This window comes from Mycobacterium yunnanensis (assembly GCF_025823185.1).
In the GTDB taxonomy this organism is placed as follows: Bacteria; Actinomycetota; Actinomycetes; order Mycobacteriales; family Mycobacteriaceae; genus Mycobacterium; species Mycobacterium yunnanensis.
This window is the reverse complement of the sequence record NZ_JACKVK010000008.1, coordinates 138,416-163,634: the sequence shown is the minus strand read 5'-3', so window position 1 is coordinate 163,634 and position 25,219 is coordinate 138,416. Positions and strand designations below refer to the sequence as shown.

At 67.3% G+C, this 25,219-nt stretch carries 21 protein-coding genes; 11 read left to right on the top strand and 10 right to left on the bottom strand.

What is annotated here, in order from left to right:
* The first annotated feature begins 6 nt into the window (after nucleotides 1-6).
* Nucleotides 7-978: an antibiotic biosynthesis monooxygenase gene (locus H7K45_RS10870; protein WP_263995814.1), complete on the top strand. Its 972-nt coding sequence runs from the start codon at nucleotides 7-9 to the stop codon at nucleotides 976-978.
* Here H7K45_RS10870 and H7K45_RS10865 read toward each other — a convergent pair.
* A complete protein-coding gene (locus tag H7K45_RS10865; protein ID WP_263995813.1) occupies nucleotides 959-2,104 on the bottom strand; it encodes an AI-2E family transporter in 1,146 nt (381 codons plus the stop codon). The two genes, H7K45_RS10870 and H7K45_RS10865, sit on opposite strands and share 20 nt — an antisense overlap.
* 45 nt (nucleotides 2,105-2,149) lie before the next feature.
* Nucleotides 2,150-5,332, bottom strand: coding sequence for a multicopper oxidase domain-containing protein (locus H7K45_RS10860; RefSeq protein WP_263995812.1), 3,183 nt, complete (start codon nucleotides 5,330-5,332; stop codon nucleotides 2,150-2,152).
* A gap of 97 nt (nucleotides 5,333-5,429) precedes the next feature.
* Here H7K45_RS10860 and H7K45_RS10855 point away from each other — a divergent pair, with 97 nt between their 5' ends.
* Genes H7K45_RS10855 through H7K45_RS10845 form a run of 3 tightly spaced genes read left to right on the top strand, consistent with a single transcriptional unit; the run spans nucleotide 5,430 to nucleotide 8,197 of the window.
* Nucleotides 5,430-6,080: a GAP family protein gene (locus H7K45_RS10855; protein WP_263995811.1), complete on the top strand. Its 651-nt coding sequence runs from the start codon at nucleotides 5,430-5,432 to the stop codon at nucleotides 6,078-6,080.
* A 29-nt stretch (nucleotides 6,081-6,109) separates the two neighbouring features.
* Nucleotides 6,110-7,276, top strand: coding sequence for an FAD-binding oxidoreductase (locus tag H7K45_RS10850; protein WP_263995810.1), 1,167 nt, complete (start codon nucleotides 6,110-6,112; stop codon nucleotides 7,274-7,276).
* A gap of 18 nt (nucleotides 7,277-7,294) precedes the next feature.
* A complete protein-coding gene (locus tag H7K45_RS10845) occupies nucleotides 7,295-8,197 on the top strand; it encodes an aldose 1-epimerase (protein ID WP_263995809.1) in 903 nt (300 codons plus the stop codon).
* Here H7K45_RS10845 and H7K45_RS10840 read toward each other — a convergent pair.
* The 7 genes from H7K45_RS10840 to H7K45_RS10810 form a co-directional block, all read right to left on the bottom strand.
* Entirely contained in the window at nucleotides 8,184-9,416 is a 1,233-nt protein-coding gene (locus tag H7K45_RS10840) for a mannosyltransferase (protein ID WP_263995808.1), read from the bottom strand. The genes H7K45_RS10845 and H7K45_RS10840 overlap by 14 nt on opposite strands.
* Nucleotides 9,417-9,585: 169 nt before the next feature.
* Nucleotides 9,586-10,902, bottom strand: coding sequence for a mannosyltransferase (locus H7K45_RS10835; protein ID WP_276069861.1), 1,317 nt, complete (start codon nucleotides 10,900-10,902; stop codon nucleotides 9,586-9,588).
* 351 nt (nucleotides 10,903-11,253) lie between these two features.
* Nucleotides 11,254-11,643 carry a heat shock protein transcriptional repressor HspR gene (locus H7K45_RS10830; protein WP_263995805.1) on the bottom strand — a complete coding sequence of 130 codons (390 nt, stop codon included), beginning with the start codon at nucleotides 11,641-11,643 and terminating at the stop codon, nucleotides 11,254-11,256.
* Nucleotides 11,643-12,821: a molecular chaperone DnaJ gene (gene dnaJ, locus H7K45_RS10825; protein ID WP_263995804.1), complete on the bottom strand. Its 1,179-nt coding sequence runs from the start codon at nucleotides 12,819-12,821 to the stop codon at nucleotides 11,643-11,645. Before dnaJ ends, H7K45_RS10830 begins: the two co-directional genes overlap by 1 nt.
* 35 nt (nucleotides 12,822-12,856) lie before the next feature.
* The gene (grpE, locus tag H7K45_RS10820) at nucleotides 12,857-13,489 is read right to left on the bottom strand and encodes a nucleotide exchange factor GrpE (protein WP_263995803.1); all 633 of its coding nucleotides are present in this window, start codon (nucleotides 13,487-13,489) and stop codon (nucleotides 12,857-12,859) included.
* The gene (dnaK, locus tag H7K45_RS10815) at nucleotides 13,486-15,345 is read right to left on the bottom strand and encodes a molecular chaperone DnaK (RefSeq protein ID WP_263995802.1); all 1,860 of its coding nucleotides are present in this window, start codon (nucleotides 15,343-15,345) and stop codon (nucleotides 13,486-13,488) included. Before dnaK ends, grpE begins: the two co-directional genes overlap by 4 nt.
* 238 nt (nucleotides 15,346-15,583) lie before the next feature.
* On the bottom strand, nucleotides 15,584-16,354 hold the full coding sequence (locus H7K45_RS10810; RefSeq protein ID WP_263995800.1) for a GntR family transcriptional regulator: 771 nt from the start codon (nucleotides 16,352-16,354) through the stop codon (nucleotides 15,584-15,586).
* A gap of 113 nt (nucleotides 16,355-16,467) precedes the next feature.
* Here H7K45_RS10810 and H7K45_RS10805 point away from each other — a divergent pair, with 113 nt between their 5' ends.
* Genes H7K45_RS10805 through H7K45_RS10775 form a run of 7 tightly spaced genes read left to right on the top strand, consistent with a single transcriptional unit; the run spans nucleotide 16,468 to nucleotide 23,630 of the window.
* The gene (locus tag H7K45_RS10805; protein WP_263995799.1) at nucleotides 16,468-17,268 is read left to right on the top strand and encodes an inositol monophosphatase family protein; all 801 of its coding nucleotides are present in this window, start codon (nucleotides 16,468-16,470) and stop codon (nucleotides 17,266-17,268) included.
* Nucleotides 17,265-17,543 carry a hypothetical protein gene (locus tag H7K45_RS10800; protein WP_263995798.1) on the top strand — a complete coding sequence of 93 codons (279 nt, stop codon included), beginning with the start codon at nucleotides 17,265-17,267 and terminating at the stop codon, nucleotides 17,541-17,543. Before H7K45_RS10805 ends, H7K45_RS10800 begins: the two co-directional genes overlap by 4 nt.
* A 1-nt stretch (nucleotide 17,544) precedes the next feature.
* Nucleotides 17,545-19,101, top strand: a complete 1,557-nt coding sequence (locus tag H7K45_RS10795) for a sodium:solute symporter family protein (RefSeq protein ID WP_263995797.1) — start codon at nucleotides 17,545-17,547, stop codon at nucleotides 19,099-19,101.
* Nucleotides 19,098-20,345, top strand: a complete 1,248-nt coding sequence (locus H7K45_RS10790; protein WP_263995796.1) for a M20 family metallo-hydrolase — start codon at nucleotides 19,098-19,100, stop codon at nucleotides 20,343-20,345. The genes H7K45_RS10795 and H7K45_RS10790 overlap by 4 nt, the downstream gene beginning before the upstream one ends.
* Nucleotides 20,342-21,751 (top strand): amidase family protein, encoded by a 1,410-nt coding sequence (locus tag H7K45_RS10785; RefSeq protein WP_263995795.1) that lies wholly within the window; start codon nucleotides 20,342-20,344, stop codon nucleotides 21,749-21,751. The genes H7K45_RS10790 and H7K45_RS10785 overlap by 4 nt, the downstream gene beginning before the upstream one ends.
* Nucleotides 21,748-22,686, top strand: coding sequence for an aminoglycoside phosphotransferase family protein (locus tag H7K45_RS10780; RefSeq protein ID WP_263995794.1), 939 nt, complete (start codon nucleotides 21,748-21,750; stop codon nucleotides 22,684-22,686). The genes H7K45_RS10785 and H7K45_RS10780 overlap by 4 nt, the downstream gene beginning before the upstream one ends.
* Nucleotides 22,683-23,630 (top strand): phosphotransferase, encoded by a 948-nt coding sequence (locus H7K45_RS10775; protein WP_263995793.1) that lies wholly within the window; start codon nucleotides 22,683-22,685, stop codon nucleotides 23,628-23,630. The genes H7K45_RS10780 and H7K45_RS10775 overlap by 4 nt, the downstream gene beginning before the upstream one ends.
* On the opposite strand, the gene H7K45_RS10770 is transcribed toward H7K45_RS10775, so the two are convergent.
* Nucleotides 23,617-25,047 carry an amidase gene (locus tag H7K45_RS10770; protein WP_263995792.1) on the bottom strand — a complete coding sequence of 477 codons (1,431 nt, stop codon included), beginning with the start codon at nucleotides 25,045-25,047 and terminating at the stop codon, nucleotides 23,617-23,619. The genes H7K45_RS10775 and H7K45_RS10770 overlap by 14 nt on opposite strands.
* Nucleotides 25,048-25,219 lie beyond the last annotated feature (172 nt).

The window sequence follows — 25,219 nt, the reverse complement described above, 5'->3', positions numbered from 1 at the left end:
GGCGCCATGGACAGGCACGAGTCGACGGACACGGCGGCCACCGTCATCATCGGCCAGAAGGTCAGGCCCGGCTGTGAGCGTGACTTCGAGGCGTGGCAGCTGAACATGAACGCCAGGGCCGCGGTGTACCCGGGCTTCCTCGGTGCGGAGGTCAACCCTCCGACGGCCGTGCAGTCCGACTGGGTGGTCGTCTACCGCTTCGATTCGATCGCCCACGTCCAGGCGTGGCTCAACAGCGCGACTCGTCAGGACATGCTGTCCGAGGGCGCCAGATTCTGCGACGGTCCGGGCACGCAGCAGGTGATCAGCGGTGGCGCGCGACCGAGCGATCCCCTGGTGACGGTCGTGGTGACGCACCGGGTGACCCCCGACAACGTGGCGGACTTCCTCGCCTGGCAGGAACGCCTCCGCGCGGCCGAGGAGCGGTTCCGCGGTTTCCGTGGCACCGAGGTCTTCCGGCCCGTCGAGGGCATCCAGGACGAGTGGACCACGCTCTACCGCTTCGAGAACGAGTCGGACTTGGAGACGTGGCTGGTCTCGGAGGAACGCCGGGAACTGCTGGCCGAGGGCGAGAAGTTCGCCGACTTCCAGTCGCGCACAGTGGACAATTCCTTCGGCAGTTGGTTCGCCTTCGACGACGACGGAAAGCAGGCGCCGCGGCCGTCGGAGGTGAAGACCTCGCTGGCGGTGTGGATGGGCCTCTATCCGACCGTGGTGTTCCTGACCCTTGCGCTCTCCCCGCTGCACATGCCGCTGTGGCTCGGCATGTTGGTGGGAAACCTGTTGTCCAGCTTCGCGATGAGCTACCTGGCGATGCCGTACTACGTCAATCCCGTGCTGAAGCGCTGGCTGCGTCCGCCGACCGGGGCGTCGTCTCGGCGGTCCGACGTCCGCGGGCTGCTGCTGCTGCTCGCGCTGAACGCGTTCTGGGTGGTCGTGTTCTACCTCGCGACGCGAGTCATCTGGCACCTGCCGTGACGGGTTCCCCGTCCCCCTCGGCGGCGTCGTCCCCCTCGGGCTCGTCGTCGTCGGGATTCTCGCCCGCTCGTAGCCCCACCTGCTCGCCGTAGTAGCGGATGATCACCGCGCCGGTGGCCGCCACTGGCACCGCCAGAAAGGCACCGATGATCCCGAACTCCGTGCTGCCCAAGGTGACTGCGAGGAGCACGATCACGGCGTGCAGCTTCATCGACTTGGCCTGCAGCCACGGCTGCAGGACGTTGCCCTCGAGCTGCTGGACGGCCAGGATCAGCCCCAGCACGATGAGGGCGTTGACCGGACCGTTGGACACCAGCGCGACGAGTACCGCGAGACCACCGGCGACGAACGCTCCGACGATGGGGACGAATCCGCCGATGAAGGTGACGATTGCCAGGGCATACGCCAGTGGCACCCCGAGTATCACCAGGCCGACCCCGATGAGCACCGCGTCCACCAGGCTCACCAATGCCTGGGTGCGGATGAAGCCGCCAAGGGTTGCCCAGCAGCGGCTCAACACCTCGGCGAGGTGCGGCGCAGCCGGCATGCCGACACTTCGTCGCAGCCACGGAATGAACCCTGGGCCGTCCTTGAGCAGGAAGAACGTCACCACGATGGCGGTGAACAGCGTGACGAGCGCCGACGCGGCGGCCCCGACGCCGGTGAACAGGCCCGAGGCGATCTGCGCGCTGCTGGAGTTGAGTGCGTCGTTGATGGCGGCCACGCCCGAATTCAGTTGCGCCTCGCTGACGTTCAGCGGTGGCCCGTCGAGCCAGTTGCGCACCTGGACGACGCCGGCCTGGGCTTGGTCGGCGAGTTCGACCGACTGCTCGACGATGGCCGGCGCGACCGCCGCGATCAGACCGGCGACCACCCCCACGGCGAGCAGCAGCACCAACAGCACCGCCCCGGCCGGGGGCACCCCCTTGTCGCGCAACCACCGCACGGGCGGCCACAGCACGGTGCACACGATCAGCGCCAGCACCACGGGCAGGACGATGACCCACGTCTTGCCCACCACCCAGCCGAGCACCCAGAGGGCGGCCACGACCGCGATGAACTGCACCGCCACGGTGCCGCTGCGTCGCAGATGGGCACCGTAGATCGATCCGCGGGTGGGGGCCATGCCTCCAGCCTTACCCACAACGGCCCAAACGTCACCCGCCGCTGGTCACCGGCCCCCGAGCGGGACGGGGCCGGTGGCGCCCGTGACCACCGTGGGCGTCGACGTCAACGTCGGGTCGACGGCGGTGGCGTCCGGGGTGGACCGCTGTAGGAGATATCTGCGCACCTCCGAACCCGTGGGCGTGCGGCCGGCGACCAGCACGTCCGCGCCGACGGTGGTGCTCGTCGTCGCGACCGTGGTGCCGCCGCCGTCCGGAAACGGCGTGAACGACGCGATCTGACCGTAGGTGGCGTTCTCCTCGTGATGATTGGGACCGTCGAGGTAGACCTCCGGCTGCCCGGTCAGCAGCGACCCGTTCGACCACGCCCGTACCGTGCCCGGCCCGGAGAGCTGACTGGTGACGATGCTCTTCGCCCCGCCCTGAGCGCCCGCCACCCACCCCGTGGACAGTCCGACGCCACCGGTGTAATCCTCGCCGTAGGCCATGAACTGCGACGTCATCCGCGGGTCGGTCCGGCCAGCTGCCGAATGCGATTGCGGCGCCGTCCCATTGGCGCGGGCGCGTGCAGTCGGCTCGTAGAGGTCGTAACGGAAGGTCTTGACCAGCGGCGCGTCACCCGCACCGGGGGCGGTGACGATGCTCTCTCGACCGGATCCCATCTCGACCATTCCGGTGGCCACCGTCACCCCCGATTCCGAGCCGGGGTACGGCGTGAAGGCCGAGAACACCCCGGGCGCCGATCCCGATTCCTTCGGCAGGGTGGAGGAGAACACCTTGATCTGCGATTCCATGCCCGGCCCCGATCCGACGACGACGTTGTCGGCCATGGAGTTCCCGTCCACGTCGGCACCGGCGACGGTGACTCCGCCGGTGAAGTCGGCGTCGAACGGCGCGAACCGGGTCAGTTCGGTCGTGAACGCTCCGCCCTTGGTCGAGTTGCCGTCGTAGACGACCACCTGGGCGGACACGCCCTTTCCGGTGCCGACGATCAGGTCGAGGATTCCGTCGCCGTCGACGTCGGCCATGGCCACCGACGGGGTGCCCTCGAAGCCCCCGAACGGCACCACGGTCTGAATCAACTTGTCGCCGTTCTCATCCCGCACCTGCACCGACGCGGCCTTGCCCCTGAACCCCGGTACCGCCACGGCGTAGCTCGACACCTCGGGGATGACGTTGATGGTGGCCATCAGCCCGTTGTCCTCATGGTTGAGCCGGTGGCAGTGGATCACGTAGGTCCCCGGATACTCTTGGAACTCCTGACGCAGAGTCAGCGACGCCGGCGTGGTCACCACGTGCATGTCGTCGAAGACCGGAGCGGGGACGTTGACGTTGTCGAGCCCCCACGGTTGCACCCCCGTCTTGCCCCGACGCGGGTCGTCGATGCCGGTGACCTGAAAGTCGTTGACGTGGATGTGCATTGGATGCGCGTCGTTGTTCCGGTTGGTGATCTGCCACTCCTCGACGGAGTTCAGCCTGGGCTGGATCAGCGGAACATTCGGGAAGGCGCCGGTGCCGAACATGTAGATGACGGCCTTCGGATCGTTGTTGCTGGCCTTGTCGCCGCCAATGGTGTCGGAGATGGTCAGGGCCCGCGTGACGGCGGGCGTCATCACCGAGGTGTCCACGTAGGAGGTGTAGGCGTCGAGTTTCTGGCCGGGTTCGAACGCCGTGGTCGTGCCCTGGCCACTGGTGTCGGGTGTCGCGCGGATCAAGGTCTGGGTCGGAAACACGAAGAAGCCGTCGGCGTAGCTGATGTACTTCGGGTCGACGCTCAGCGTGCCGAGCACGGCGGGGGTGGTCTTGGTGCCGTTGTTCGTGTAGAGCACACCGGGATCGGTGATCTGGGCGGCCTTGGGATCCGGAGGAAACTCGAGGACCAGATCGCCGTCCGCGGGCATGGTCACGGCGATCGCGTATCGCGACGCCGGCGGGATGTCGAGGGTGGTGCCGTCGCCGTACACCGGTCGGCCGACCTGGGTGTAGGGGTTGCCGTCCTGACCGACGATCGCGAACTTGGGGTGGTTGCCGGTGGCGGTCTCGGTCAGTCGCAGCGTCATGTAGGAGATGTCGCTGATGTTGGCGACCACCCAGATCTCGGTCTGCCCTGGCTTGATCTTCAGCTCGGGTTGAAACTGGCCGTTGACGGTGTACTGCAGATCTCGTTCATTCTCCGGCAGATTCGGGTTCTCCACGACCTTCTTGCCGGGCCCGTCGAAGGCGATGAGGTTCGACGGCATGAACTGGGTCTGGCCGCGATTGTTGTGCGGCGACAGGGGTCCCGACCACCACGGCGTGACGTACTGCGCCCCCACCGTCGTGTCGGCGATGTCGACCGGTGCCAGGCTCGGCTCATAGGTGCCGTCGGCCAGCTGACTGCCCGTCGGCGGGGTCAGCGTGCTGACGAACTGCGGCCAGCTGTAGTTGTTGAGCTGATGACCCCGGCCGTTGCGGTCGAACACGTAGTTGTACTGAATCGCCATGGTGCGCACGGGAATGTCGTTCTTGGTGACCAGCGGCAGATTCCCGTCGGGACGGCCGATCTCGAGCAGCCCGGCCAGCCCGAAATAGGTCTGCTGCGTGGTCATGGTGTGACGGTGGCTGTGATACCAGTACAGCCCGTTCGGCATGTTGGCGGGCACGTCGTAGGTGTAGGTGTTGCCCATGCCCGCCGGGATGGACAACAGCACGTTGTCGGCGTTGCCGGAGGGGCTGACGTGCAGACCGTGGGTGTGCAGGTTCAGCGGCGACTCCGTCAGCGTCGGCGGGTAGACCGGGACGTCGCCGCCCTTCGGGGTGAACGCCGGGTCGTAGAAGTCCTTGATGGTGAGGTTCTGCAGGTCGTTGTCGAAGTGGACGATCAGCCGTTGGCCCGGTTCGACGTGCAGCGTCGGCGCGGGATAGAGGTCGTCGCCCTTCGTCGACCCGTCGGAGCTGGTGCCCTTGATCAGGTCGAAGCCGAACACCAGGAAGTTGGTGACGGGCTCGGCGACGGTGTCGAGGTTGACGGTGCCCTGGTGCGCCGAGAGCCGAACCTCCAGGACGCCGTCCTTGCTCGACAGCCGGACCGGCTCGCGAAACGGGGCTGGTTTGCCGTTCGGGCCCGCGAAGACCCCGGGCGGCGGGTTGGTGGAGACCTTTGGCGAGCTCGTCGAGCAACCGGTGAGCATCGCCGTCATCGACATCACGACGAGCAGGACGACGACTGACTTGACCCGACGGACCGACATGAACGTTCTCCCTGGCCGGGCCCAAGGCGAACGCCGGGCTGAGCGGCAGAGTACAACCGCACCCCCGGACCGGTCGGCGTTTGCTACTTTTACCGCGATGCTGGCCGAACTCATCCCGCTGGCCCTGGTGGTCGCACTGTCACCCCTGTCGATCATTCCCGGGGTGCTGGTGCTGCATTCGCCGCGCCCGAGACCGACGGGATTGGCCTTCCTCGCCGGCTGGATCGTCGGTCTCGCGTTGGTGACGCAGGTGTTCGTGGAGGTGTCCAACCTCGTCGGCGGAGGGCTGGACAAGCCGCCGAGCTGGGCGTCGTGGGTGCGCATCGTCGCCGGTGGTGCGCTGGTCGCCTTCGGCGTCTACAAGTGGCTGACCAGGGGTCGTTCGGACCACTCGCCGAAGTGGATGACGAGCTTCGCCAAGATCACCCCACGCAAGGCCGCCGTCACCGCGCTGGTCCTGGTCGTGGCGAACCCGAAGGTGCTGTTCATGTGCGCCGCAGCGGGATTGGCGATCGGCACCGAGGGGTTGGGCCGTCGGGGTGCCACGCTCGGACTGTCGTTCTACGTCGCGGTCGCCGCCTCCACGGTGGCGCTGCCGGTGCTGGCCTACGCGGTGTCCGGGGACCGACTGCACGAGCCGCTGACACGACTCAAGGACTGGATGGAGGCGCAGCACGCCGCGCTGGTCGCCGGCATCCTGATCGTGCTCGGCCTGTTGGTGCTCTACAAGGGCCTGCATGGACTCTGACTCCCGGGTCGCCCCTACACTCGAACGGCGTGGGACTCGACGACCGTGACGCGCTGGCGACGCTACGCGATGCGTTCGACCCCGCGGCCGGCTCCGGAGAGCTGATCCACCGCTTCTACACCCGCTGGTTCGCCGTCGACACCGGGGTGCGCGACCTGTTCCCGCCCGACATGGAGCGCCAGCGCACGGTGTTCGCCAGGGCGATGACGTGGCTGCTGGGCGAACTGGTCGCCCAGCGGGCCGACGAACCCGTCGCCTTCCTCGCCCAGCTGGGCAGGGATCATCGCAAATACGGTGTCACGCAACGACATTACGATTCCATGCAGGATGCGCTGCTGACCACGCTGCGCAGCCACCTCATCGAACGATGGGACGACCGGCTGGCCGATGCCGCACAGCAGGCCGTCACGCTGATCGTCGGGATCATGCGGGGCGCGGCCGACGCGGAGAAGGGGCCACCGTTCGTCGACGGCACCGTCGTCGAGCACGTCCGCGCCACCCGCGACGTGTCGGTGGTCCGGCTGCAGCTCGACGAGCCGCTGCACTTCCATGCCGGTCAATACGTCACGGTTCAGGTGCCGCAGTGGCCGCGTCGCTGGCGGTACCTGAGCCCCTCGATTCCAGCGGACCGCGACGGCGCGATCGAGTTCCACGTGCGTTCGGTCGCGGGCGGAATGGTCAGCACCGCGATCGTCGGCGAGACGGCCCCCGGGGACCGGTGGCGAGTGTCCAATCCGCACGGCGCGATGCACGTCGACCGAAGCGGCGCCGACGTGCTGATGGTCGCAGGCAGCACGGGTCTCGCGCCGCTGCGGTCGATCATCATGAATCTGGCTCGCTGGGGCCAAAATCCGCGCGTCCACCTGTTCTTCGGCGCCAGGTATCCCTGCGACCTCTACGACCTGCAGACCCTGTGGCAGGTCGCCTCGACCAACCCGTGGCTGGCGGTGACCCCCGTCTCGGAGTACTCGACCAATCCGCCGTGGGCTGCCGACTACCCCCGTGTCGACCCGCCCCGCGGGTTGCACGTCCGCCAGACCGGTCGGCTTCCCGAGGTGGTCACGCGATACGGCAGCTGGAGCGACCGGCAAATCCTCATCTGCGGAGGGCCCGCGATGGTCGAGACGACGAAGGCGGCCCTGATCGCGCGGGGCGCCGATCCACGGCGCATCCAACACGATCCGCTGTCTGGTTGAGCGTGACAGAATCGCCGAATGTCTGAGTTCGAAGCCGTCACGCTGACCGACCCGTCGTCGTCGCTGACGGCGACCGTCGTCCCCATGGCCGGCATGATCGTGACGTCGTTGCGCGACGGAGAACACGAGTTCCTGGGGCAGCGGCGCGGGCTGGACGCCTACATCACCGCGGGCAAGACGATGGGCATACCGATCCTCTATCCGTGGGCAAATCGCCTGAGCGCCAACCACTATGGGATCGACGGCGCCGTGGTGACACTGACCCCGGGCACCGGCGGCGTGCGCACCGACGAGAACGACATCACCATCCACGGCGTCCTCACCGGCTATTCCGGCTGGCTCGTCTCGGATCGGTCGGAGAACTCGCTGACGGCGGTGGTGGACTTCGCCGGGCGACCGCGCCTGCTGGCGTCGTTCCCGTTTCCCCACGTCCTGACCCAGCGCGTGACGCTCGCCGACCGCACCCTGACCGTCGAGACCACCGTCACCCCGACCACCGGTGCGTCGGTGCCGATGTGCTTCGGCTATCACCCGTACGTCCAACTGCCCGGAGTCCCCCGCGCCGAGTGGACCCTGACCACCCCGGCCATGCGGCACCGGCCGGTCGACGACGTGGGTCTGCCCACCGGCGCGCACGACGATTGGCCCGGCGGGTCGACGCTGCTGGGCAGCACCACCTACGACGACGGCTTCGACCAGGTGCCCGCCGGCGCGGTGTTCACCGTCTCCGGTGGAGATCGCCGCGTCGAGATCGCCTTCCTCGAGGGCTATCCCGCGACCCAGTTGTTCGCGCCGCCCAGCGACGACGTCATCGCGATCGAACCGATGGCCGCGCCGACGGATGCGTTGCGCCAGGGCCACTACCGCTTCGCCGTCGCGGGCAAGCCGGAGACGACGAGGTTCTCGATCAAGGTGTGGTGACCGTGTCCGCAGCGCCTACCCGTCGCCCGGTCACGGCGATCCACGCCAGTGTGGTCAGCGATGCCGCGATGTAGATCAGTCCGGGCCACGCAAGGTACCAAGGCCTGCTGAACTCCATGATGTTCGGCTGAGCCAGGGACAGCAAGCTGGGAACGCTGATCACCATGAGCACCAGCCAGCCCCAGCCCAGGAGCTTGGCACCGGGTTTGTCGCGCCACGGTCCGTGAATAAGCCAGATCAGCAGGGGCACCACCCACACCCAGTGATGGATCCACGACACCGGCGCCGCCATCAGCCCGAACAGCTGAATCACCAGCAGGAGGCCCAGCCGGTCGCGTTCACCCGTGCCGGAAGCAAGTGCACGCCAGGCCACTACGGTCAGCAACCCGGTGGCGGCGATCGCCAGGACGACCAGCGAGCGGGGACCTGCGTCGTGTCCCACGATCCGCGAGATACCACCCAACCAGGACTGATTCCACGACGACCCGACCGGCAGTGTCTGGCCCGCCTTGATCATCTGGTGGGGAAAGTAACGGCCCGTGTCGACCGGAAACGCGAGGTAAGCCACTGCAACCGTGCCGAAGTAGGCCACTGCCGAGAACGCGGCGGCGGCCCAGCGCCGCATACCGACGAAGTAAAGGCCAGTGATAGCTGGTGTCAGCTTGATACCAGCGCCGACGCCAATGAGCAGACCAGACAGCCACCAGCGGGTGGTGTAGGCGGCATAGAGAACGCCCAACATCAGGAAGACGCCGACCTGACCGGTTTGAAAGCTGCTCGCCACGGGTTCTAGCCAAAGGGCTACAGCCGTCCACAACATGGCGATCCGTCGGCTGCCGCCGCCAATAAAGCGCTGACTGATCCGCACAGATCCATACACGGCCGCGACCTGGCCCACCTGCCAGAGGAAGGCGACGAGACCAAACTTTAGTAAGTGCAGCGGGTAGAAGACCATTGCCGCGAAGGTCGGATAGGTGAATGCCAGGTGCTCGCCCTTGACCGGGTCGACGTAGAAGACGTCGTACAGCGTGCCGGGGTGATTGAGCGCCGCGCCGCCGATCACGTAGACGTGCAGGTCGAAGAAGAAGTCGCCCTGGACGGAGTAGGCGATCATCGTCGAGGCGATTCGAACGATCACGCTGATACCGAGGAGGATGGGCGCAAGAGCAACCAAGCGGGAAAGACGAGGCCGCGCCCCAGGAATCGACGCCGCAGTCACCCGCGCGACTATAACGGCACGAGCGTACCGACGTAGCTCTCGCGGGCGAGAGCTGACTGCTTGCGGTATCTGGCGAGTGAGGCGGGACGCCCACACTCAGGGACGATCCCACAGACATGCGTCAAGGCATTCTCCAGAAATGTCGCGGGTCCGAGCCCGTCGGAACTGCCTATCGTTCGCCCGCACGTATCGCGCGCCGGTCCCCATCCTGTTTCGCTCCCTGGCGACCGGCGACGATCATCCATGCGAACGTTGCAAGGGTCATCGGCACGTATACGGCATCAGCCCACGCAAAGTACCAAGGGCGGGAGTAGTCCTGCGGCTGCAGCGCCAGGAGGGTCGGAACTCCGATCAGAAGCAACGCCACCCAAAGCCACCGCAGGACTTTGACCCCTGGAGCGTCGCACCATCGGCCGTGAAACAGCCAGACCACCAACGGAACCACCCACACCCAATGGTGGGTCCACGAAACCGGCGATATCGTCAGCCCGAACAGTTGAATCACTAACAGCGAGCCGAGCGCATCGCGGATTTGAAATCGCCCACCTAGCGCACGCCAGGCGAACGCGGCCAGGATCGCAGTCGCGAATATTGCCAACAACAACAGAGGTCCGCGACCAACGTCGTAGCCGACGATGCGCGAGAGGGTCCCTTGCCACGATTGATTCGGCGCATAGTCCACCGCTCCGACCCGCTGCACGTCACCGAGAAGTTCGGTGAAGTAGAGCCGCGTTTCTCGCGGGAGCAGTACTGCCGATACCCCGATGGTGGCAACGAATGCGACAATAGACGCCGCTGCCGCGGTCCACCGCCGCATCCCGAGTAGGTAGAAGCTGGCGATCGCAGGGGTTAGCTTGACCCCTGCGGCGAGACCGACAAGCGATCCCGACACCCACCAGCGTGAGGAGCGAGCTGCGTACAGCACGGCCAACATGAGAAACATGTTGACCTGTCCAAGATCCAATGTGCTTCTAACGGGTTCGAACAATATGGCAGCGCCAGTCCACAACATGGCAGCGCGAGGATTATCTGACCCTGCCATCATCTGACTGATCCGCACCACGCCATACAGGGCGGCGATGGTCGCTGCCGTCCATGCAAACGCCACGATCGCAAACGGGAACCAGTGCAGCGGGTAGTAGAGAATCGCCGCGAAGGGCGGATAGGTGAACGGCAGGTGCTGGCCAACTCCGTCGAGGGAGAAGGCGTCGTACAACGTGCCGGGCCGCCCTACCGCCGCACCGCCCACCACGTATACACGCAGGTCGATATAGAGATCGCCGTACTGGAGGACGCTGGCAGCGAATCGTATGAGGACGGATGCCGCGAGCAGGAGAGGCGCAATTCGCAGCAACCGGCACTGCCACCGCTCGGCGGCGCTACTATGGCCGGAATTTGGTGCTGCTGCTGACGCCACGGTCACCTCCCCTCTACGTACCCCTACGCACTTCGTGGCCCGCTGCCACCACTCGCGGATTGCGGCCATCGCAAACCCCGGCCGCACCACGCGGCGAGGGCCACCTCCAAGGTCTTGCGGCATAACTAACTAGCAATCGCGCCACTCGGAATCAACCTATCGAACTCCGCGGCCTGCCCGCTGGCCGACATGTGGGACGGATAGGCGCTTCGACAAGACATTTGACGCTTAGCAATACCCTCGCCCGAACCATGCCGCACCGCCACGCCAGCTATTGGCCGCCGCCGTCTTTCGGCAGCCTAGAATTCAAAGGCGAACCCGGGCCACAGCGCGAACGAGATGAGGTTTCCGCGATGGCCCCAGACAACGAAGGTCGCCGCGCGGGACGGCGTGCCGCTCGTGGCTCGCGTCAGCCTTCGACTAGCGAGCACCCTTGCGCGGCTGCCAGACCACCAGCGCGGTGCTCTTGGGTACGACGGCGAGGTCGCGGCGCTGGTTGGCGCGCAGCCGCTCGACCTCGTCGGCCATCTCGTTGAGCCGCGAACGAAGCGCCTCGACCTGGTTGGTCAATTCGATGATGCGCTTGATGCCTGCCAGGTTCACGCCCTCGTCCTGCGAGAGCCGCTGCACCTCGCGGAGTAGGTCGACGTCACGCTCGGAGTAGCGGCGCCCGCCGCCGGAGCTACGCTGCGGACTGACCAGGCCGAGCCGGTCGTAGGTCCGCAGCGTCTGGGCGTGCATGCCCGCAAGCTCGGCGGCCACCGAGATCAGGAAGGTCCGCGCAGCAGAGGAGGGATCCTTCTCGCTCATCACGCACCGCTCCATCCGGCCCGCGGGTCGAACCCGCTCGCCCGCTCGGCCTTCGCGTAGGCCTCGAGCGCCTCGGCGGCCTCGCCCTCGACGTTCGGGGGAACCGCGACCTTCACCGTGACCAGCAGATCACCGTGACCGCCCGCGCGCTTGGGCACGCCGCGGCCGCGGACCCTCAGGATGCGTCCGTCGGACGTGCCCTTGGGCACCCGTACCCCGACCTTGCCCTCGAGTGTCGGCACCGAAAGCGTTGTGCCCAAAGCAAGCTCGTGGAAGCTGACCGGAACCGTGACGGTCAGGTCGTCACCCGTCCGGCCGAACACCTTGTCGGGCCGCACGTGCACGGTGACGAACAGATCGCCCGACGGTGCGCCGCGCAGACCCGCCTCGCCCTGGCCGGCGAGTCGGATGCGTTGGCCGTCCTCCACACCCGGTGGGATGCGCACGTTGATGGTGCGGGTCCGGGTGGTGGCACCCTTGCCGCCGCATTCGTCACACGGCTCCTCGATGATCGAGCCCGTGCCCCGGCATTCCGTGCACGGCTCGGAGAAGCCAAAGGCGCCCTGGTTGCGGTTGACCACGCCGGCACCGTTGCAGTTCGGGCACACCTTCGGGCTGGTGCCCGGCCGCGCACCACTGCCGTGGCAGTTGGTGCACGGCGCCGGGCTGGTCAGCCGCAGCGGCATCGCGACGCCCTTGGTCGCCTCGAGGAACGACAGTTCCGTCTCGGTCTCCAGATCGTTGCCACGGCGAGGGCGGCTCGGCCGCGGCTGTTGAGCACCGCGACCGAAGAGCCCACCGAACAGATCGCCGATGTTGGCGCCCCCGGCCTGCGGGGCCGCGTCGAAGAGGTCGCCGAGGTTGAATTCGGCTCCCTCGCCGCCAAATCCGCCGAAGTTGCCGCCGCCACCGCCACCGTTGAAGCGGCGGCCGCCACCGTTGGCGAAGAGCCGACGGGTCTCGTCGTACTCCTTGCGCTTGGCCTTGTCCAAGAGGACGTCCTTGGCCTCGCCGACGGCCTTGTACCGCTCCTCGGCCGCCGGGTTGTTCGGGTTGCGGTCGGGGTGGTTCTCGGCCATCAGCTTGCGGGCGACACTCTTGATTTCGCTGTCGCTGGCATCGGAGGAGACGCCGAGTTCTTTGTAGAAGTCCTTCTCAACCCATTCGCGCTGGACCATGCTGCGTCACCTCCCTTCCTGCCAGTCCTGTCAACCTATTGATCTGATTGTGAATTCTCGTTGCCGTTCGGTGCGTTGTGGGCATGTGACACGTCGTTCGTGTCGGGCGCGTCGACCACGCCGACCATCGCGTGCCGCAGTACCGGGCCGTCACCGAGGCGGTAGCCCTGGCGCATGACGGTTCCGATGACCGGATTGTTGCCGTCACCGTCGTGCTGCACGGCCTCGTGCAGTGACGGGTCGAACGGGTCACCCTCGGCTCCGAAGGCCACCAGCCCGATGGCGTGCAACGCGCCAGAGAGCTTGTCGGCCACCGACTTCAGCGGTCCAGCTTCGAGGTCACCGTGCTTGCGCGCCCGCTCGAGATCGTCGAGCACGGGCAGCAGCTGGGTGGCCGCGAAGGCCTTGCCGCGTTCGGCCGCGGATTGTTCCTGACGGACCGCACGCTTGCGGTAGTTGTCGTATTCCGCCTTGACGCGTTGCAGCGTCGACTTGAGCTCGGCGGCTTCGTCGGTCTCGGGGGCCGAGTCCGCACCCGCCGGGTCCGGCGTCGACCCACTGGGGGCCGACGCCGGATCCGAATCAGATCGAACTGCACCCGTGTCGGGATCGACGCGCCGTTTGTCGGTGATGGTCACCGGCTCGTGCGGATCGTTCGACTGGGTCACTTGCGCTCCTGCTCGTCGTCTTCGACGACCTCCGCGTCAACCACGTTGTCGTCGGCCTTCGGCTGAGACTGACCCTCGGCTCCTGCGGCGCCCTGCTCGGCCTGGGTGGCCTCGTAGATCGCCTGGCCGAGAGCCTGGGATTCGACGCCCAGCTTCTCCATCGCGGACTTGATGGCCGTGATGTCGTTGCCCTCCAGCGCAGACTTCGCCTCGGTGATGGCACCCTCGACCTTCGCGAGCGTCTCCTCGGGAACCTTGGAGCCACCCTCGGCTTCGCGCTGTTCCTTGATGAACTTCTCGGTCTGGTAGACCAACGCCTCGGCGTCGTTGCGAGCGGTCGCTTCTTCACGACGCTTGCGGTCTTCCTCGGCGTGCGCCTCAGCGTCCTTGATCATCCGATCGATGTCGTCCTGGGAGAGGCCGGAGCCCTCCTGGATCTTGATCGTGTTCTCCTTGCCGGTGCCCTTGTCCTTGGCGGTGACGTGGACGATGCCGTTGACGTCGATGTCGAAGGTGACCTCGATCTGCGGCGTGCCACGCGGGGCGGGCGGGATGCCGGTCAGCTCGAAGGAGCCGAGCAACTTGTTCGCCGAGGCGATTTCGCGCTCACCCTGGAACACCTGGATCTGCACCGACGGCTGGTTGTCGTCGGCGGTGGTGAAGGTCTCCGACCGCTTGGTGGGGATGGTGGTGTTGCGCTCGATGAGCTTGGTCATCACGCCACCCTTGGTCTCGATGCCGAGGCTCAGGGGGGTCACGTCGAGCAGCAGGACGTCCTTGACCTCACCGGCCAGCACACCTGCCTGCAGCGCGGCACCGACGGCCACGACCTCGTCGGGGTTGACGCCCTTGTTGGGCTCCTTGCCGCTGAGTTCCTTGACCAGCTCGGTCACCGCGGGCATGCGGGTGGAACCGCCGACCATGACGACGTGGTCGATGTCGGAGATCGAGACGCCGGCGTCCTTGATGACGGACTGGAACGGCTTGCGGGTGCGGTCCAGCAGATCCTGGGTGATCTTCTGGAATTCCGCGCGGCTCAGCTGCTCGTCGAGGAACAGCGGGTTCTTGTCCGCGTCGACCGTGATGTAGGGCAGGTTGATCGAGGTCGACTGACCCGAGCTCAGTTCGATCTTGGCCTTCTCGGCCGCCTCGCGCAGACGCTGCATGGCCATCTTGTCCTTGGTCAGGTCGATGCCAGCCGAGGCCTTGAACTTGTCGACGAGCCAGGTGACGATGCGGTCGTCCCAGTCGTCGCCACCGAGGTGGTTGTCACCGGAGGTCGCGCGAACCTCGACGACGCCGTCGCCGATGTCGAGCAGCGAGACGTCGAACGTGCCGCCACCGAGGTCGAAGACCAGGATGGTCTGGTCCTTGTCGGCCTTGTCCAGGCCGTAGGCCAATGCCGCCGCGGTGGGCTCGTTGACGATGCGCTGCACCTCGAGGCCGGCGATCTGGCCGGCTTCCTTGGTGGCCTGACGCTGGGCGTCGTTGAAGTACGCCGGCACGGTGATGACGGCGTCGGTGATGTCCTCGCCCAGGTACGCCTCGGCGTCACGCTTGAGCTTCATCAGGATGCGCGCGCTGATTTCTTGCGGCGTGTAGTCCTTGCCGTCGATCGCCACGGTCCAGTCGGTGCCGATGTGGCGCTTGACCGAGCGAATGGTCCGGTCGACGTTGGTGACTGCCTGGTTCTTGGCGGGCTGACCGACCAGCACCTCGCCGTTGCGTGCGAACGCGACGACCGACGGGGTGGTGCGTGAGCCCTCCGAGTTCGCGACGACGACTGGTTCGCCGCCTTCGAGCACCGAGACGACGGAGTTGGTGGTCCCGAGGTCGATACCGACCGCACGAGCCATAGTTACTGCCTCCTGTATAGAAAACGTTCTGGGGTCTGAGTGGACCGCGCTCAAGCTTGCCCCTGCGGATGCAATGGTGTCAAGCGAGAGTTGAGCCTGAGTCACTCAAGTTGTCGAACGGCACAACCGGGGCGACACGCGTTTCATTCCCGGAGCAGCCGTCCGCGTCGAAACTGCGCTGACGGTCGTGAAGACCGCCGAGTAACGACCGTGGACGCAGTCTCGGCGGGGTCCGGCGTCACATCCGACGCGGGGTGACCGGTGACTGCGTCCGCACGTGCAGCCGGGTCCGGTCGGCGCGAAACAGGTCGACCGAATACTCCACGGCCCGGCCCAGCTGGTCGTACCCGGTGCGTTCCAGTTTCAGCACCGGAGTACCGGACGGTTGGTCCAGCAGCTCGCCCTCCGAGGACGAGAGCGCGGCGATCTCGATCGACTCGTCGGCGACGCAGATCTGGACGCCGAACTGCGCGCGGAGGGTGCGGTAGACCGACTTCATCTCGGTGGCCAGCAGGTCGACGAGTTCGGGGCGAAGATACATCCGCTCCAGCGAGAGCGTCTCGCCGTCGGCGTGCCGCAGCCGCTGCAACGCGACCACCCGCTCGTCCTGGTCGAGACCGAGCGCGTTGGCGACCCTGGCCGACGCGGGCGCCACCTCGGCGGAGATGACGGTGGTGCCATCGCGAAATCCCTGCTCGTGCAGGATCTCTGGGATGCCCTTCACCGTATTCAGGCTGCGCAGGATGCCGTGGGGGTGGCACAGCGGTGCCGATCCGTCCGCGGCGGCCTGCGACGTCACGCCGACCAGGTAGGCGCCGCCGGCGCGGCCGCGCACACGGCGGATCACCTGGTCGTCCTCCAAGCGGTCCAAGGCCTTGCGGACCGTGGTGCGCGACGTCTCCAACCGTTGCGCCAGGACGCGCTCGGTGGGCAGTCTGGACTCACCGCGTTCGGCGAGTTCGGTGGCCAGGCGCATCAAGGCCTCGTGCGCGTGCTCGAGGAGGAGCATGGCCTGACGTTACCCACTGCAGGGCACCCGGGCACGGGCCGAACGACGTTGTTACACGCGGTTAACGTGCGGCGCGACGAACCAGAAATGGTCTAGCGGCATCTTCGGACACCATGAGCGACGACCGGGCAGACCGCATCGCCCTCGCTCTCGAACTCGCCGAGAGTGCCGGCGCCGTGTCCAGGCATTACTTCGAGGACGGCACCCTCGCGGTGCAGACCAAGCGCGACGGCACACCCGTCACCGTCGCCGATCGGGAAATCGAGCAGACGATGCGCGACACCGTGGCGGCGCACCATCCTCGGGACCGCTTCATCGGCGAGGAGTTTCCCGACGACGAGGGCGACTCCGGCTTCACCTGGATCGTCGACCCCATCGACGGCACGAAGTCCTTCGTCCGCGGGGTTCCCTTGTACGCCAACCTCATCGCCCTGCAAGAGGGTGACGACATCGTGTTCGGGATCATCAACCTGCCCAGTGCCGGCATCGTCGTCCACGCCGAACGCGGCAAGGGGTGCTTCCGCAACGGCATGCCGGCACGGGTGTCGGACCGCGCCACGCTCGACGGCGCGTACGTCATGGCCACCTGGCTCGAGGATTGGGAACCCGAGGTCGTCGAGGATCTCCACACCCAGGGCGCCACGGTCCGCACCTGGGGCGACGCGTTCGGCTATGCCATGGTGGCGTGCGGATTCGCCGACGCCGTGGTCGACTACACGACGCAACCATATGACCTGGCACCGATGCCGGTGATCATCGAAGAAGCCGGCGGACGGTTCACCAGCCTCGACGGGCGGCGAGTGTTCAACAGCGGCAACGGAATCGCGAGCAACGGGCGGATTCACGAGACACTCCGCGCATACGTGAGCGCCCCTCTGGCAGCACATCGGAACCAACGAGGAGTTCGGCTATGACGGCATTCATCAAGGGGCTCAGCCGGCGGTCCATCGTCGCCTTCTTCGGCACGCTGTACGCCGTCGCGCTGCTGTTCGCACTGTTCCCGCCGCTGTACCTGTGGGGTAGCGGCAGCAGGGTCGAGATCCTCGGCATCCCGTTCGCGATCGCGTACTGGATCGTCGACGCCCTGGTGCTCGGCCTGACCCTGGCGGCCTTCTACGTCGTCGAAGACATCCGCGGCGAGCTCGACGACGACTCGCTCGAACCCCTCGTAGAGAACCTCGGAGGCTGACATGTGGATCATGCTCGCGATGCTGGCGGTGTTCTACGCCATCGTCATCGCCATTCTGTATGTGACGCAACAGAAGACGGCGCCCACCTTCGACGAGTACGCCGTCGGTGGCCGCAGTTACGGTCCCTGGTACGTCGCCATGAGTTACGTCAACTCGTGGTGGCCGGGATCGACGTTCATCGCCTTCTTCGGATTGGCGACGGGCGCCGGCGTCTTCGGTCTGTACGGCCTGGCCTATTCGAGCCTGGGCGTGGCGATGATGTACTTCATGGCCACCAGGGCCTGGCGCTGGGGCAAGAAGTACGACCTGCGCAGCCAGCCCGACCTCCTCGGCAAGCGGTTCGACTCCCCCGCGGTGCGCATCGTCGCCAGCGTGATCGGCATCGTGTCGCTCTTCCCCTGGGTGGTCCTCGGGATGCAGGCCCTCGGAACGGTATTCGAGCTCGCCAGCGACGGCGCCTGGTCGGTGACCACGTGCTTGATAGTCGGCCTCGCGGTCATCCTCATCCGGCAGTACTGGACCGTCCGAATGGGCATGCGCGGCCTCATCATGACCGACGCCTTCCAGGGCACCGTCGCCTACGTCTTCTCCGCCATCCTGTGCGTGGTGCTGCTGTCCGGCGTCGCGGGCGGCCCCATCAGCATCGGCGACCTCAACGACGTCGCCGACAAGTACCTGGTGCTGCCGGGTGACGGCGACAAGTACGGGCCGCTGTACATCTTCGCGCTCATCTTCACCGGCGTGGTCGGATCGCTCTGCTGGCCAACCAGTTTCCAGCGCATCTACACCGCATCCAGCGTCCGGTCGGTCAAGTCCGGCACGTTGTGCACCGTGTTGATCTCGGGTGTCTTCTACACCCTGCTGATGCTGGTCGGCATCGCTGCCACGGTCATGCCCGACGTCGCCGACAGCCCACAGGCGGGCTGGTTCACGATCATGAGCGACTACGGCGGCACGTGGCTTCTCGGCCTTGGCATCACCATCGTCTTCGCCGCGTCCATGGGCCACATCGACGGCAGCGTGCAGGTGTGCGGCCTGCAGATCGCCAACGACCTGGTGAACACCACGAAGCGGCCGTTGACCGACAAGCGGCTCACCCAGGTGGCGAAGACCTCGATGCTCGTCTTCATGATCGCCGCCGGCGTCGTCGCGTACGCCACCTTCAACATGACGCGGCTGCAGCTGCTGGCCCAGATCTCCTATCAGGGCGTGATTCAGCTGTCGGTGCCCCTGTTCCTTGGCATCTTCTGGCGGGGCGGCAACAAGCAGGGTGCGGTCGCGGGCATGGTGTCGGGATTCCTGGTGGCCATGGTGCTCACCTCGATCTACCCCGACGACATCCGGTGGCTGGGCAGTCTCACCGGCGGTATCGTCGGCCTCGTGGTCAACCTCGCGGTGTTCCTGGCGGCGGCCACGCTGATCACGTCCGACGACGCCGACAAGGCCCGGGTGGACGACATGTTCGAGGCCGCCAAGACCAAGATGCGGATCGCGGCGCCCGTGCCGCCGGTGGCACTCGAGGACCAGGTCCACGAGTTGGCCGACGAACAACGATGACGTCAGACCTCACCGACGAGGCGTTCCTCGCCGACTTCGCCGAGCTGTCGGCGATCGGCGCGACTGCAGCTGGCGGGGTGCACAGGGAGGCAGGCACCGAGGCCGACGGCCGAGCCCGAGAATGGTTGCGGGACTGGTTCGGCCGTCATGACCTGCACTGCCGAGTCGACGCGGTCGGCAACATGTACGGCTGCGCCGAGGTCGTGGCGGATGAACCGTGGGTCCTCCTCGGCTCGCATCTGGACAGCCAGCCCACCTCGGGGCGGTTCGACGGGGCCTACGGCGTGCTGGCCGGTGCCTACGCCGCAGCCGCGGTGGCCGCCCGGCCCGGTGGCGCGCGATTCAACGTGGCGGCGGTCAACTGGTTCAACGAAGAGGGGTCGCGCTTCTCGCCAAGCTTGATGGGCAGCGCGGTCTACACCGGCAAGGCGGACGCCGACGCGGTCCTCGAGGTCGTCGACGAGGATGGCATGTCGGTTCGGGATGCCCTCGGACGCATCGGCTTTCATGGCGGCGACGTCGCGCCGCCGGCGCAGTCCTACGCCGAGATCCACATCGAGCAGGGGCGCACGCTGGTCGACGACGGCCTCGACGTCGGCGTGGTGACCAGCAACTGGGCTGCCTACAAGTACGTCGTCACGGTGCACGGCGAGCAAGCCCACACCGGCGCCACGCACATGCGGTACCGGCGCGACGCGCTCGTCGGGGCCAGCCAGGTGGTGCTGGCCGTGCGGGCGGTCGCCGACGAATTCGGCCCCGACACCGTGCTCGGATCGGTCGGGCGGTTCATCACCGAACCCAACTCGCCGGTGGTGGTGCCCGCCCGCGTCCGGCTGGCGGCCGACGTGCGCGCTTTGCAGGCGGAGACGGTCGAGGCCGCCCACGCGCGATTCCTCGAGCGGGTCGCGGAGATCGAGCAGGCCGGCGAGGTCCACGTCGAGATCGAAAGCGCTGCGTTCCGCCCCTCCACGCGCTATCAGGACGACGGGGTGGCGCTGGCCGGTGAGGTGGCCGACGAACTCGGATTGCGGTGGCGCACGATGCCCACCATGGCCGGGCACGACTCGGTCAACCTCAAGGACGTGGTGCCGACGGTCATGCTGTTCATCCCCAGCGTGGACGGCGTTTCGCACAACGAGCGCGAATTCAGCACCGACGGGCAGATGCTCGCCGGGCTGCACCTGCTGACCTCGACCGCCCGGCGGATGGTCACCGGTGCGCTCGAGGCGGTGCCGGTCCCGTGAGCGACGACGTGCTGGACGCCCCCGCGGCCGTGGTGCGCGAGGCATTTCGAAACGGCACCCTGACACCGGTCGACGTGCTGCGCCGCACCCTGGAGCGCATCGAGACCCGTGATCCGGCCGTCAACGCCATGGCCTACGTGGACGCCGACGGCGCCGCGACCGCCGCCGAGGCGGCCGCCCGCCGGTGGGCCGAGGGCTCGCCGCTGGGTCCGCTCGACGGTCTTCCGGTGACCATCAAGGACAGCGTGCAGGCCGTCGGAATGCCCTGGCGCCACGGCTGCGCCGCGTTCGCCGACCTGCCCGATTCGACGTTCGACGCGCCACCGGCCGCCCGCCTCAAGGAGGCCGGGGCGGTCATCCTCGGGAAGACCACGATGCCCGACTTCGGCATGATGGCCGCCGGTGTCAGCTCGCTGTACGGCATCACCCGCAATCCGTGGGACACGTCGCGCAGCACGGGCGGCTCGAGTTCCGGTGCGGGCGCCGCGCTGGCGTCGGGGATCGGCTTCTCGTCGGTGGGCACCGACATCGCCGGCTCGGTCCGACTGCCCGCCGGGCACTGCGGCCTGGTGGCGCTCAAGCCCACCCAGGGCCGCGTCCCCCACACCGCCCCGTCCACGATGCGCTCGGCCGGACCGATGGGCCGCACCGTCGACGACGTGATGGACATGTTCGACGTCCTGTCCGGCGGCGACGTCCGCGATCTGTGGAGCCTGGAGCCTCCGGCCGCCCCGACGGCACGAGAACCGTTGGCTCCACACGGTCTTCGCATCGGGATCCTCGGCGAACTGGGAGCGGGCTTCGGCGCCGACCACGCGGTGCAGTCGGTGCTGGCCGATGCCGCGGCCGCACTGCGAGACGGTGGCGCAGACGTGTCGGCCATGGCGCCCATCTTCCGCGACGACCCCTATCCCGCCCTTGACCGGCTGTTCCAGGTGCGCGCCGCGGCCGAGCTGGAATCGATCGACGAGGGCCTTCGCGGGCTGGTGCATCCGGCCATCCGCGAGTGGTGCGAGCCCGGCGCACGCCGCACTGCCACCGACTTCACCCGCGACGGAGAGGCCGTGGCACGCTCGGCGGAACTCGTCCGTTCCGCCACCGCAGCATTCGACTACGTCATCTCACCGATCATCCCGACGGTCGGCTTCGCCGCCGAGGACGTCGGGCTCGATCCGTCACACCCCTTGTCGCACTGCGGTTTCACCGCTTGGGCCAACCAGACCGCGCAACCCGCCGCGGCCCTGTGCTTCGGTGTCGTCGACGGCATGCCCGTCGGCATCCAGATCATCGGGCCGCGCTTCGCCGACACCGACGTGCTGCGTCTGGCCAAGTGGCTCGAGGCCGCGCGACCCGTCACCCTCGTCTGGCCCGAACCGGCCGCCGTTCACCTGGGAGGCCGACGATGACCACTTCGCTCGCCGACTCGCTGCACTCGCTGGGGTTGTTCGTCGGCGCGGACATCACCGCCGACGCCGCCCCGACGATGGCCAGCCCGAGTTGGTGGGGGGCGGACTCGGAGTGCTTCGACGTTCGCACCGGTGACGCCTCCCATTCTCCCGCAACCGTCTTCGTGAAGAAGATGATCGGCCACGCCGACGCGTACGTCGACGTGGCCCACGCGTTCGCCGCCGCCACCGAGGCCGGAGAGCGCGGCGTGGGTCCGCGGGTGCACGCGTCCGACGCCGCCGCAGGCACCCTGGTGCTGGAGAACCTGGTCGACAGCGCCTCGACCGCGACGCTGAACGTCTTCGACGACGACGCCCGGCTCGAAGAACTGATCGCCCTGCGCGCCCAGGTGCACGGCTTCGGTTCGATCACCCGGACGGCTACGGTCTTCGACGACTTGCGGACGCTGAGCGCCCTCGCCGTGGCCAAGGGCGTGGCCTTGCCCGCCGACTTCGACTGGATGGCGCGCATGCTCGCGATGGCCGAGCAGCGCATCGTGACAACGGATTTCGACACGGTGCCCTGCCACGGCGACGGCAACGTCTCCAACGTCCTCCTCGTCGACGACGGGCGGCTGCTGCTGCTGGACTGGGACGTGGCGGCGGTGATGGATCCGCTTCAGGACATCGGCGTCCTGCTGGCCGAGGTGCGGCCCTTCGACTCGACCGCCCGGCAGGCCTTCGAGATCGCGTGGGGGCGTTTCGACCAATCGCTGTTCGATCGGGCTCGGGTCTACGGCATCGCCGATTGCGTCCGGTGGGGGTTGATCGGTGCGTACGCGGACTCGGCCCGGCCGGGCACGCTGGAGTACTCCAAACTGTCGGACTGGCAGTTCCTCCGGGCGCGAGCAGGGTTGGGCGACGTGCACTTCTACGATCGGCTGGCCAACCTGTGAGCGGCGACCGGGTGCTCGGGGCCGCGCGCAACGACACCGAGCGTTGTGTGGAGGCGGCGCTGGCGGCGATCGAGCCGTGGCAGGGCAAACGCCTGGAGTACGCCCCGGTGCTGGGCGGCTTGCAGAACAGCAACTGGCGAATCACCGTCGAGGGCAACGACACCCGCTACTTCCTGAAGATTCCGGGCGCAGGCAGCGAGACGTTCATCGACCGCGGTCTGGCCAACGAGGCGGCCCGCCGCGCCGGGGTGAAGGGGATTGGTCCCGAGCTCGTCCACTTCGACGCCGACACCGGGGTGGAGGTGATCGAGTTCCTCGAGGGCTACCGGGCCTGCACCAACGGCGACTTCAAGGACGCCAGCATCCCCCACCAGATCATCGACATCTACCGGGTACTGCACGACGGGGAACTGCTGAGCACCACCAAGACCATGTTCGACATGATCGACGAGCACCTCGGGCAGGCCCGCGAGCTTGGCGTGCGGCTCCCGGAGGACGTCGAGCTCATCCTCGGCGAGTACCAGGTCGCCAAGGAGGCGCTACTGGCTTCCGGTTTGGATCTGGCTGCGTGCCACAACGATCCGATGCCGGGCAACTTCCTGGTCGGCGACGGTCAGCCGATGAAGCTGGTGGACTACGAGTTCGCCTCCAACAACGAACGCGCCTACGAGCTCGCGTTGTTGACCACCGAGATGTTCTACACCGAGGAATTGATCAACGAACTCGTCGAGGCCTTCTACGGCAGGGCCGACTTCGGACTGCTGGCCCGGGTGCAGGTGTGCAGTGCGTTGGCCGACACCAAGTGGGGCCTGTGGGCCTGCGTCAACCAGCAGCTGAGCACGGCATGGGACTTCGACTATCACAAGTACGGCTGCTGGAAGCTGATGCGGGCGCGCCTCAAGATGTCCGATCCCCGCTGGCCGTTCTGGCTCAAGGCGCTGTAGTCAGAACCGGTGTGGCGTCGGCCCAGGGACGGGCAGCCTCGTAGTTCGCCGCGGCCCGAAGGACGGCGGCGTCGGCGCGGTGGGCCCCGGCGATCTGCAGGCCGACCGGCCTGCCGTCGGCGGTGAACCCGGCGGGCACCGTGATCGCGGGGGTCGTGGTCATGTTGAACGGGTAGGTCAGCAGCCAGCCGAGGAGTTGACGCTGCAGCGACTGACCGTCGAGCCACTCGGGCGCGAACCGGTCGAGCGGGAAGGTGGGTGTGGCCAACGTGGGGCTGACCAGGATGTCGTAGGTGCGCATGAACTGACTGAAGGTGTCCCACATCGCGCCGCGGAACGCCTCCGCGCGGCCGATCTCGACGGCGGTCAACGTCTCCGCCTGGGCGAAGATCTCGATCAGATTGTCGTCGACCTGGCCCTGCTGCGTCTTCCAGTCGAGCACGTCGTACTCGCAGGAGTACCCGGGCACCCACAGTCCCTTCCACATGGCCTCTTCGGGATCGCCCCAGTCCGGCGTCGCCTCCTCGACCACGGCACCAAGGGATTCGAACGCCCGCACGGCTTCGGCGCACACCGCGACCACCTCGGGGTCGACGTGTCCGAGGCCCAGGTCCGGCGACCAGGCCACCCGCCACCCGGCGACGTCACCCTCGATCGCCGAGGCGTAGTCGATTCCGTCGGCGGGCACGCTGTTCGGATCGCTATCGGACGGGCCGGCCATCACCGAGAACATCAGCGCCGCATCGGCGACGGTCCGCGTGATGGGCCCGTGGAAGACGTGGGTGTAATGCCGCCCGTCGAGCAGCGTGTGCGGGATGCGACCAAGTGACGGCTTGAAACCCACCACGCCACACATCGCCGAGGGAATGCGCACCGAACCCGCACCGTCGGCACCTTCGGCGAGCGGGCCCAAGCCGGCCGCCACCGCCGCCGCGGCGCCACCGCTGGAACCACCAGCGGTGTGGCCGTGGCGCCAGGGGTTGTGCGTGGGGCCGTAGAGATGGCTGTCGGTGCCACCGTAGTAACCGAATTCGGGTGCGTTCGTCTTGCCGAGGAACAGGCCACCGGCATCCTTCAAGCGGGTCACCACCGTGGCGTCGTGAGTTCCCACGTTGCCCGCCAACGGTTTCAACGACGAATCGAACGGCAGTCCGGCCATGGTGGTCAGACCCTTGATCGAGAACGGCACCCCGTGCAGCGGCCCGCGGGTGCGGCCTTGGGCCACCTCCTCCTGCAGTTCGGCGGCGTCGGCCAGCACCTGCTCGCGGTCGAAGTGAATGAAGGCGTTCAACTGCGGGTTGACCGTCTCGATGCGGTCGGCGAACTCGCTCGCGATCTCCGTCGGACTCAAGGAACCGGCCTGCACGGCGTCGGCGAGTTCGGTGGCGGGCGTCCAGCACAGTTCGGTGTCGGGCATGCTCCCACCCTAGGTCGCCGACGACCACGCCGCAGGACGTACCGAAGGAAATGGGCTGTCCACCAAAGTGTTACGAGCGTGTGTCGCGGAACTCCCACCAGGCGTTCCCCCGATCGGTGGACACGACGTTCATCCCGCCGGTCCACCGCTCAGCCGACAGACGCCGGCCTCC